General features: G+C 65.9%; 9 protein-coding genes. 8 read left to right on the top strand and 1 reads right to left on the bottom strand.

The annotated features are described in order from the left end of the window. Positions 1 to 34: 34 nt before the first annotated feature. On the bottom strand, positions 35 to 736 hold the full coding sequence (locus O0J15_RS15330; protein ID WP_005408797.1) for an FKBP-type peptidyl-prolyl cis-trans isomerase N-terminal domain-containing protein: 702 nt from the start codon (positions 734 to 736) through the stop codon (positions 35 to 37). A 168-nt stretch (positions 737 to 904) separates the two neighbouring features. On the opposite strand from O0J15_RS15330, the gene O0J15_RS15325 reads away from it, so the two are divergent. The 8 genes from O0J15_RS15325 (at position 905) to pstA (ending at position 8,793) form a co-directional block, all read left to right on the top strand. Next, positions 905 to 1,687 carry an enoyl-CoA hydratase/isomerase family protein gene (locus tag O0J15_RS15325; RefSeq protein ID WP_164143955.1) on the top strand — a complete coding sequence of 261 codons (783 nt, stop codon included), beginning with the start codon at positions 905 to 907 and terminating at the stop codon, positions 1,685 to 1,687. A 4-nt stretch (positions 1,688 to 1,691) separates the two neighbouring features. Further along, on the top strand, positions 1,692 to 2,045 hold the full coding sequence (locus O0J15_RS15320) for a hypothetical protein (RefSeq protein WP_005408795.1): 354 nt from the start codon (positions 1,692 to 1,694) through the stop codon (positions 2,043 to 2,045). Next, complete coding sequence (gene nth / locus O0J15_RS15315) at positions 2,045 to 2,734, top strand: endonuclease III (RefSeq protein ID WP_019659075.1); 690 nt, start codon at positions 2,045 to 2,047, stop codon at positions 2,732 to 2,734. The genes O0J15_RS15320 and nth overlap by 1 nt, the downstream gene beginning before the upstream one ends. A gap of 196 nt (positions 2,735 to 2,930) precedes the next feature. Further along, positions 2,931 to 4,142 (top strand): OprO/OprP family phosphate-selective porin, encoded by a 1,212-nt coding sequence (locus O0J15_RS15310; protein ID WP_049411264.1) that lies wholly within the window; start codon positions 2,931 to 2,933, stop codon positions 4,140 to 4,142. A 222-nt stretch (positions 4,143 to 4,364) separates the two neighbouring features. Next, the gene (pstS, locus tag O0J15_RS15305; RefSeq protein WP_019659077.1) at positions 4,365 to 5,381 is read left to right on the top strand and encodes a phosphate ABC transporter substrate-binding protein PstS; all 1,017 of its coding nucleotides are present in this window, start codon (positions 4,365 to 4,367) and stop codon (positions 5,379 to 5,381) included. A gap of 409 nt (positions 5,382 to 5,790) precedes the next feature. Next, entirely contained in the window at positions 5,791 to 6,879 is a 1,089-nt protein-coding gene (pstS, locus tag O0J15_RS15300) for a phosphate ABC transporter substrate-binding protein PstS (RefSeq protein ID WP_308305896.1), read from the top strand. An 82-nt stretch (positions 6,880 to 6,961) separates the two neighbouring features. Continuing rightward, on the top strand, positions 6,962 to 7,930 hold the full coding sequence (pstC, locus tag O0J15_RS15295) for a phosphate ABC transporter permease subunit PstC (RefSeq protein ID WP_019659079.1): 969 nt from the start codon (positions 6,962 to 6,964) through the stop codon (positions 7,928 to 7,930). After that, the gene (gene pstA / locus O0J15_RS15290; RefSeq protein ID WP_005415894.1) at positions 7,930 to 8,793 is read left to right on the top strand and encodes a phosphate ABC transporter permease PstA; all 864 of its coding nucleotides are present in this window, start codon (positions 7,930 to 7,932) and stop codon (positions 8,791 to 8,793) included. Before pstC ends, pstA begins: the two co-directional genes overlap by 1 nt. Position 8,794 lies beyond the last annotated feature (1 nt).

The raw sequence follows: 8,794 nt of genomic DNA, 5'->3' as shown, positions 1-8,794 counted from the left end.
GGTATCACCGGCGCGTTTCGTTTGCTGTTTCGATTTACTTGACGCTGACCAGCTTGATCTCGAACTGCACAGCCACGTTCGGCGGGAACGGGGTGCGCGGGTCGGCACCGTAGGCCTGGTCCGGCGGCAGGGTGACTTCCCACTTCGAGCCGGCCGGCATCTGCAGCAGGGTCTCGCGCATGGCCTTCATTTCAACTTCGCTGACCTTGATCGACGGGATCTGCTGGGCCGGGCGGGCTTCGGTCGGGCGCTGGCCGTACGGGAACGGACCGGCCACTTCCAGCTGCACGGTGCTGGCCTGGGTCGGCTTGGCACCCTTGCCGGCTTCGATCACGCGGTACTGGACGCCGCTCGGCAGCGACTGCACGCCGGCCTTGGCCTTGTTCGCCGCGATGAACTGATCGCTCTTGGTCTTGTTTTCGGCAGCAGCCTTCTCGTACTCGGCCTTGGCAGCCTGGGCACGGCCCTGCTCGCGCTTCTGGAACGCTTCAACGGCCGGCTTCAGCTGCTCGGCGGTGATCGCCGGCTGCTTCTTGGCGTAGGCATCCTGCAGGCCCTTCACCACCGAGTTGATGTCCAGCTGCTCACCACGACCGGTCAGCTCCGCCAGGTTGTTGCCGTAGTCGTAACCGAAGTAGTAGCTCAGCTTGCCCTTTTCGGACGAGACGTCCTGGGCGAAGGCATTGCCCGTCAGGGCCAGGGCCGCGACGGCGACCGCGATAGAACGCAACTTCATCAAACAGTTCTCCAGGGGTGGTAACTCAGGGACGTTCTGCGCCGCCCTGAGGCGACGGGTTAGGATAACGGGCGTAACGTGTAACCGCTACTCACGATGCAGGCTATGACCCGCCTGCGTTTGCAGAGTTCAATATCACTTTTTTTTAACGTTTCAGGAGTTTTCCCCGTGGCCGATGCTCTGATCGCTGTCTCCGACGACGGCGCCATCCGCACCGTGACCGTCCAGCGCCCGGACAAGCTCAATGCCCTTAACGCCGCGACCCTGCAGGCCCTGGCCGATGCCTTCAGGGACGCCGCCGCCGATCCGGAGGTGCGCGTCGTGGTATTGACCGGGGCGGGCCCCAAGGCGTTCGTGGCTGGCGCCGACATCGCCGAGATGAACACACTCAGCGCGGTTCAGGGACGTGATTTCTCGCTGCTGGGCCAGGCCCTGATGCGCCAGATTGAACGGATGCCGAAGCCGGTCATCGCACGCGTGAATGGTTTCGCACTGGGCGGTGGACTGGAACTGGCGATGGCCTGCCATCTGCGCATCGCCGCAGATACCGCCAAGGTCGGCCAACCGGAAATCAACCTCGGCCTGATCCCCGGCTTCGGCGGCAGCCAGCGCCTGCTGCGCCTGTGCGGCCGCGCCACCACCCTGGAGCTGTGCCTGCTGGGGGCGCCGATCACCGCCGCGCGTGCGCTGGAACTGGGCATCGTCAACGAAGTGGTGCCCGCCGACGCGCTGGACAATCGCGTGCAGGACATTGCCCGCCAGCTGGCACGCTCGGCCCCGCTGGCCCTGCGTGGCCTGCTCGATGCGGTGCACGTGGGCGGCGAATGCAGCCTGGACGCCGGGCTGGAGTACGAAAGCGCGCAGTTCGGCCTGCTGTTCGCCACCGAGGACATGCGCGAAGGCACCAGCGCCTTCCTGCAGCGCCGCCCGCCGGCGTTCCAGAACCGCTGACGCCATGGCTTCCCGACCCAATCCCGCGCAGTTGTTCGCCCGGGTCCAGGCAGACGATCTTGATGGCGCCCTGCAAGCCGGGCTGATGGACTATGTCGCCCGCGCCGACGACGCGCAGTTGCTGCCCGGCCACCCGGAACTCCCGCAGCGGTTGCAGCAGGCCCAGCAGCAGCTTCAGGCCGCCTGGGCGGCACGCGAACGCTACCGCGCCCGTGCGGTGAGACTGGCCCGCCGCGAAGCCGAACGCGACGCGCGGCGCACGCCCGCCCCGGCGCCGGACGTGAAGCCCGCCCTGCCCGCCGCGGCAGCCGCCATCCTCGCCCGGGCCAAGGCCCGCGCCAGCGGCAAGGAGCAGTAATGGCGACCACGAAGAAAACCGCACGCGCCCCGGCGCGGCGTGGTGGCACGATGCCGCGCGCCGACGTGGTGGAGATGTTCACCCGCCTGCGCGAACTCAACCCGCACCCGAAGACCGAACTGGAGTACAGCTCGCCGTTCGAGCTGCTGGTGGCGGTGGCGCTGTCGGCGCAGGCCACCGACGTCGGCGTCAACAAGGCCACGCGCCGATTGTTCCCGGTCGCCAACACCCCGGCAAAGATCCTTGCGCTCGGTGAGGACGGGCTGAAGCAGTACATCTCCACCATCGGGCTGTTCAATGCCAAGGCGAAGAACGTGATTGCGACCTGCGCGATCCTGCTGGAAAAGCATGGCGGTGAAGTGCCACGCGATCGCGATGCGCTGGAAGCACTGCCGGGCGTGGGCCGCAAGACCGCAAACGTGGTGCTCAACACCGCCTTCGGCGAGCCGGTAATGGCGGTGGACACGCACATCTTCCGCGTCGCCAACCGTACCGGCTTGGCCCCGGGAAAGAATGTGCGCGAAGTGGAAGACAAGCTGGTGAAGGTGATCCCCGCCGAGTTCCTGCTCGACGCGCATCACTGGCTGATCCTGCACGGACGTTACGTGTGCAAGGCGCGCAAGCCGGATTGCCCGGGCTGCGTGATCGCCGACCTGTGCCGGTTCAAGGACAAGACCCCGGCCGAGTGACGGCCGCATCCATGCAGGGCGTGGATCGACTGCAACCAAGGCGCAATCCGGGCGTCATACGCAAACGGTTTCAATGGCAGGCCCTGCCGTGACGGGGCCTGCGGTGGGTGTCTGCCGCGCGTGAACTGTCACATTTACGCAATCTTTACCTTCTAGCCTGCGCGCATCTTCCCACCTGCCTGCAAGGCTCCTCTCCATGAAACTGCATCACCAACTCCTGACGGTGGCCGTGGCTGCTGCGCTGTATGTGCCGGCTGCACACGCCGAAGTCGCCATCGACGTGATCGGCGGTTCGGAAATCACCTTCGAAGGCCTGGTCCAGGCCGACGGCAACTGGTTCCACAACGATGTGGTGGACCTCAACGGTGGCGACGCCGGCAACGGCAAGAACAGCGAATTCGAACTGCGTCGCGCCGAGCTGGTGCTCAAGGGCAAGGGCCCGGGCAATGTGGAGTGGGTGGTCGGCTATGACGCCAAGGCCGACAAGTTCCTTGACACCAACGTGAAGTACAAGCTGCTGGGCAACGCCAACCACTTCCTGCAGCTGGGCCAGTTCAAGCAGCCCAACAGCCTGGAAGAACTGTCCAGCACCAAGAACAACGATTTCATTTCCAAGGCAGCGGTCACCAATACCTATGCCATCGCCCGCCGCCTGGGCGGCGCGTACAGCTACGGCCAGGACAACTGGTCGGTGACCGCCAGCGCCTTCGGCCGCGAGCTGACCCGCAACCTGGCCCACGGCAGCGGCTACGGCGCGCGTGGCACCTGGGCCCCGATCAATGAAAAGGGCCAGGTCCTGCACTTCGGCCTGAGCTACGTCAACTACGACGCCGACGCCGACACCCTACGCGTGCGTGCGCGTCCGAATGCCGACCTCGCCACTGCCCGCCTGGTCGACAGCGGCAATCTGACCGACACCGACCGCGTCAGCACCATCGGTGCCGAAGCCATGTACTTCCAGGGCCCGTTCAAGGCCCAGGCCGAGTACTACACCAGCAAGGCCAAGCGCTACGACCACGACAACTACACCAGCGACGGCTACTACATCAGCGGCGTGTGGAACGTGACCGGCGAGACCTGGAGCTACAAGGGCGGCACCCCGGGCACCGGCCTGCCGAACAACCCGGCCGGCGGCCAGTGGCAGCTGGGCGTGCGCTACGACCACATGGACCTCAATGACGGCAACCTCGCCGCCAACCCGGTCGCCGGTCGCCCGCCGATCGTCGATGGCGTGCTGGGTGGCAAGATGGACATCTGGACCGTGGGCGCGAACTGGTACCTGCGTTCCAACTTCAAGCTGATGCTCAACTACGTGATGGTCGACAGCAAGAAGTACAGCTCCACGGCGCGCGGTTTCGTCAACGACGATCCCAATATCCTGGAAGCCCGCGCGCAGTTCTTCTGGTAAGTCCAGCCACCTGCGTTGAACCGCGAAGGCACGGCCCCGGCCGTGCCTTCGTCGTTGCAGCGGTACCCGTGCCGCCTTGCCGGCGCAGCGGACGTGACATCCCTCATGACGCGTGTCACGCCCGCGTCATATGACAGACGCGGACGTGTCACGCAACCGTTATGGAATGTGCACCGAAACGTCGGGCAACCGCCCTTCGACCACCACCCCAGGAGTCTCCCCGTGATCCACGCCTTCAAATCGCGCGCCGCTGTCGCCATCCTGGCTGCATCGTCCGTGTTCGCCGCCAACGCCGCCGACATCACCGGCGCGGGCGCATCGTTCATCTACCCGGTCATGTCCAAGTGGTCGGCCGACTACAGCGCCGCAACCGGCAACAAGGTCAACTACCAGTCCATCGGTTCCGGCGGCGGCATTGCCCAGATCAAGGCCAAGACCGTTGATTTCGGCTCCTCCGACGCGCCGCTGAAGCCGGAAGACCTGGCTGCTGCGGGCCTGGCGCAGTTCCCGTCGGTGATCGGCGGCGTGGTGCCGGTGGTCAACGTGGCCGGCATCGCGCCGGGCGCGCTGAAGCTGGACGGCGCGGTGCTGGCCAACATCTTCCTGGGCAAGATCAAGACCTGGAACGACCCGGCCATCGCCGCGCTGAACCCGGGCGTGACCCTGCCCAACGCCAAGGTCACCGTCGTGCATCGTTCGGACGGCTCGGGCACCACCTTCAACTTCGTCAATTACCTGTCCAAGGTCAGCCCGGAGTGGAAGAGCTCGGTCGGTGAAGGCACCTCGGTGCAGTGGCCGGCCGGCATCGGCGGCAAGGGCAACGAAGGTGTTGCCGCCTATGTGAAGCAGATCAAGGGCGGCATCGGCTATGTCGAACTGTCCTACGCGCTGCAGAACAAGCTCTCCTACACGGCGATGAAGAATGCCGCCGGCAAGTTCGTGCAGCCGAGCGACACCTCGTTCGCTGCCGCTGCCGCCAGTGCCGACTGGGCCAGCGCCCGCGACTTCTACCTGGTGATGACCAATGCGCCGGGCGCCGAGTCCTGGCCGATCACTGCCACCAACTTCATTCTGGTGCAGAAGACGCCGAAGAATGCTGCCAATGGCAAGGCGACCCAGGAATTCTTCCGCTGGGTCTACAAGAACGGCGATGCCCAGGCCCGCCAGCTGGACTACGTGCCGCTGCCGGACAGCCTGGTGCGCCAGATCGAGACCTACTGGTCGCAGAACCTGAAGTAAGCGCGTTCCCCCGCAGGAACGGGGGCGGCGGGTCCTCTCTCCCCCGCCGCTCCCACCCGGGCGCGAGATCCTCGAGATCTCGCGCTCTTCTTGTTCTTGGGGATGCGCCTGACTCTGTAGAGCCGAGCCACGCTCGGCTGCGCTCTGGAGCGTGCGGACCAACGGTCCGCAGCTACCGAGGGCAGGGAACAGCCGAGCGCGGGCTCGGCTCTACCTTGCACCGGCCGTCATATCAGTGCGCAGATCCGGGGTTTCCGGGCACCTGCCGGATCGACGCCAATCCTGTGAAACCCTTGTCAGAACGTGATCCAGGGCACCTCTGTCATGGTCGTAATACGGCTGTAACAAAAACATCATTTCATAGCCGCATCCGCCGACCACGTCGGCTCTTCCCCGCTATGGAGTGACCATGAAACTGCACTCGGCCGGCCTTGCCGCCCTTTCCCTGGCCATCGCCCTGGGCCTGTCGGCCTGCGGTGGCGACAAGCAGGCCGCGCAGCAGCCGGCCACTGACGCTGCCGCTGCCCCCGCCGCTGCCGGTGCCAAGGTGACCGCCGAAGTGTCCGGCGCGGGCGCGTCCTTCATCTTCCCGCTGGTCTCCAAGTGGTCGGCTGACTACAACGCCAGCACCGGCGCCAAGATCAACTACCAGTCGATCGGCTCCGGGGGCGGCATCGCCCAGATCAAGGCCGGCACCGTCGACTTCGGTTCGTCCGACAAGCCGCTGAGCAGCGAGGAGCTGGCCCAGGCCGGCCTGGCGCAGTTCCCGTCGGCCATCGGCGGCGTGGTGCCGGTGGTCAACATCGAAGGCCTGGAAGCCGGCAAGCTGCGCCTGAGCGGCGCCCTGCTGGCCGACATCTTCCTGGGCAAGGTCAAGACCTGGAACGACCCGGCCATCGTCGCCGCCAACCCGGGCGTGAAGCTGCCGGATGGCAAGATCACCCTGGTCCACCGTTCGGACGGTTCGGGCACCACCTTCAACTTCTCCAACTACCTGTCCAAGGTCAGCCCGGAGTGGAAGAGCAAGGTCGGCGAAGGCACCTCGGTGCAGTGGCCGGACGGCGTCGGTGGCAAGGGCAATGAAGGCGTCGCGTCCTACGTGAAGCAGATCAAGGGCTCGATCGGTTACGTCGAACTGGCCTACGCGCTGCAGAACGGCATGCCGTACACCGCCATGCAGAACGCGGCCGGCCACTGGGTCGAGCCGAGCGCGGAGACCTTCGCCGCCGCGGCCGCCAGCGCCGACTGGGCCAGCGCCAAGGACTTCAACCTGGTCATCACCAATGCCCCGGGCGAGCAGGCGTGGCCGATCACCGCCACCAACTTCATGCTGATGCAGAAGAAGCCGAAGGATGCCAAGCGCAACCAGGACGCCCTGGCCTTCTTCAAGTGGGCCTTCGAAAACGGCCAGGCGCAGGCCAACGAGCTGCACTACGTGCCGCTGCCGGCCGAGCTGGTCAAGCAGATCGAGGCCTACTGGGCGACCGACCTGAAGTGATGGACACGACGGTGCCCGCCCCGCGCGGGCACCGCTTGTTCCACGCCGTGCCGCCCCGCCCCTTCCTGGCCCAGCCGTCCCCATGAATGCCATCGCCCAGCCTGTAGCCGCCCCGTCCACGCGTGATGCGCGTGATGCCCGCAACGACACACTGTTCCGATGGGTGCTGGTCGGCACCGTCATCTTCGTCCTGATCGCCCTGGCCTGCGCCGCGCTGTCGATGCTGTGGGGCGGTCGCCATGCCCTGCAGATGCAGGGACTGAGCTTCTTCTTCTCCGCCGACTGGAATCCGGTCGAAAACAAGTTCGGCGCTCTGGCTCCGATCTACGGCACCCTGGTCACCGCCGTCATCGCGATGGTCATCGCCGTGCCGGTCAGCTTCGGCATCGCCTTCTTCCTCACCGAAGTCGCGCCGCGCTGGCTGCGTGGCCCGGTCGGCACCGCCATCGAACTGCTGGCCGGCATCCCTTCGATCATCTACGGCATGTGGGGCCTGTTCGTGCTGGTGCCGGTGATGACCGAGTACGTCACCCCGTTCCTCAACGAGACCCTGGGCGAATGGCCGGTGATCGGCCCGATGTTCCAGGGCCCGCCGCTGGGCATCGGCATGCTCACCGCCGGTTTCGTGCTGGCCATCATGGTCATTCCGTTCATCTCCTCGGTGATGCGCGAAGTGTTCCTGACCGTGCCGACCCGCCTGAAGGAATCGGCCTATGCGCTGGGCTCCACCAAGTGGGAAGTGAGCTGGGACATCGTCCTGCCCTACACCCGTTCGGCGGTCATCGGCGGCATCTTCCTCGGCCTGGGCCGCGCGCTGGGCGAAACGATGGCGGTGGCCTTCGTGATCGGCAACAGCGTGCGCCTGTCGCCGTCGCTGCTGGAACCGGGCACCACCATCGCTGCGCTGATCGCCAATGATTTCGGCGAAGCCACTGAGACCTACCGTTCGGCACTGCTGCTGCTCGGCTTCGTCCTCTTCATCGTCACCTTCGTGGTGCTGGCCATCGCCCGCCTGATGCTGATGCGCCTGTCCCGCAAGGAGGGCAACTGATGTCCACCACCGCTGATTCGCTGTACCTGCGCCGCCGCATCGGCAACGTCGTTGCGATCACTGCGTCCTGCGCCACCGCCCTGTTCGGCCTGTTTTTCCTGGGCTGGATCCTGTTCACCCTGGCTGCCAAGGGCCTGGCCGGCATCAACTGGGATCTGTTCACCAAGATGACGCCACCGCCGATGCAGGACGGCGGCCTCGCCAACGCCTTCTTCGGCAGTGCCGTGATGTGTGCACTGGCCATCGGCATCGGCACCCCGCTGGGCGTGCTGGCCGGCACCTGGCTGGCCGAGTATGGCAACGCCCGCAAGGCCGGCACCGTGGTCCGCTTCGTCAACGACATCCTGCTGTCGGCGCCGTCCATCGTGCTGGGCCTGTTCGTCTACACGCTGTATGTAATGCAGACCGGCGGCAATTTCTCGGCGTTCGCCGGCGCCCTGTCGCTGGCCTTCATCGTGCTGCCGGTGGTGGTGCGCACCACCGACGAGATGCTGCGCCTGGTGCCCTCGCAGATGCGCGAAGCGGCCCTGTCGCTGGGCATCCCGCAGTGGAAGGTGATCGTGCAGGTGCTGTACCGCAGTGCCTCGGCCGGCATCATCACCGGCATCCTGCTGGCGCTGGCCCGCATCTCCGGCGAGACCGCTCCGCTGCTGTTCACCGCCTTCGGCAACCAGTACTGGAACAACAACATCTTCCAGCCGATGGCTTCGGTGCCGGTGGTGATGAACCAGTTCGCCGGCAGCCCGTACGAATCCTGGCAGGTACTGGCCTGGGCCGGTGCCCTGGTGCTGACTGTCTTCGTGCTGCTGGTCAGCCTTGCCGCCCGCGGCATCCTGCTGCGCAACCGTATCTCCCATGACTGAC

It is taken from the genome of Stenotrophomonas sp. Sm10 (genome assembly GCF_030985515.1).
GTDB lineage: Bacteria > Pseudomonadota > Gammaproteobacteria > Xanthomonadales > Xanthomonadaceae > Stenotrophomonas > Stenotrophomonas hibiscicola.
This window is presented reverse-complemented; position numbering and strand designations above follow the sequence as displayed.

Excerpts from the sequence above, each read along its gene's own strand:
- O0J15_RS15320 (WP_005408795.1), top strand. The coding sequence starts at position 1,692 with ATGGCTTCCCGACCCAATCCCGCGCAGTTGTTCGCCCGGGTCCAGGCA.
- pstA (WP_005415894.1), top strand. The coding sequence starts at position 7,930 with ATGTCCACCACCGCTGATTCGCTGTACCTGCGCCGCCGCATCGGCAAC.
- nth (WP_019659075.1), top strand. The coding sequence starts at position 2,045 with ATGGCGACCACGAAGAAAACCGCACGCGCCCCGGCGCGGCGTGGTGGC.
- pstC (WP_019659079.1), top strand. The coding sequence starts at position 6,962 with ATGAATGCCATCGCCCAGCCTGTAGCCGCCCCGTCCACGCGTGATGCG.
- pstS (WP_308305896.1), top strand. The coding sequence starts at position 5,791 with ATGAAACTGCACTCGGCCGGCCTTGCCGCCCTTTCCCTGGCCATCGCC.
- O0J15_RS15330 (WP_005408797.1), bottom strand. The coding sequence starts at position 736 with ATGAAGTTGCGTTCTATCGCGGTCGCCGTCGCGGCCCTGGCCCTGACG.
- O0J15_RS15310 (WP_049411264.1), top strand. The coding sequence starts at position 2,931 with ATGAAACTGCATCACCAACTCCTGACGGTGGCCGTGGCTGCTGCGCTG.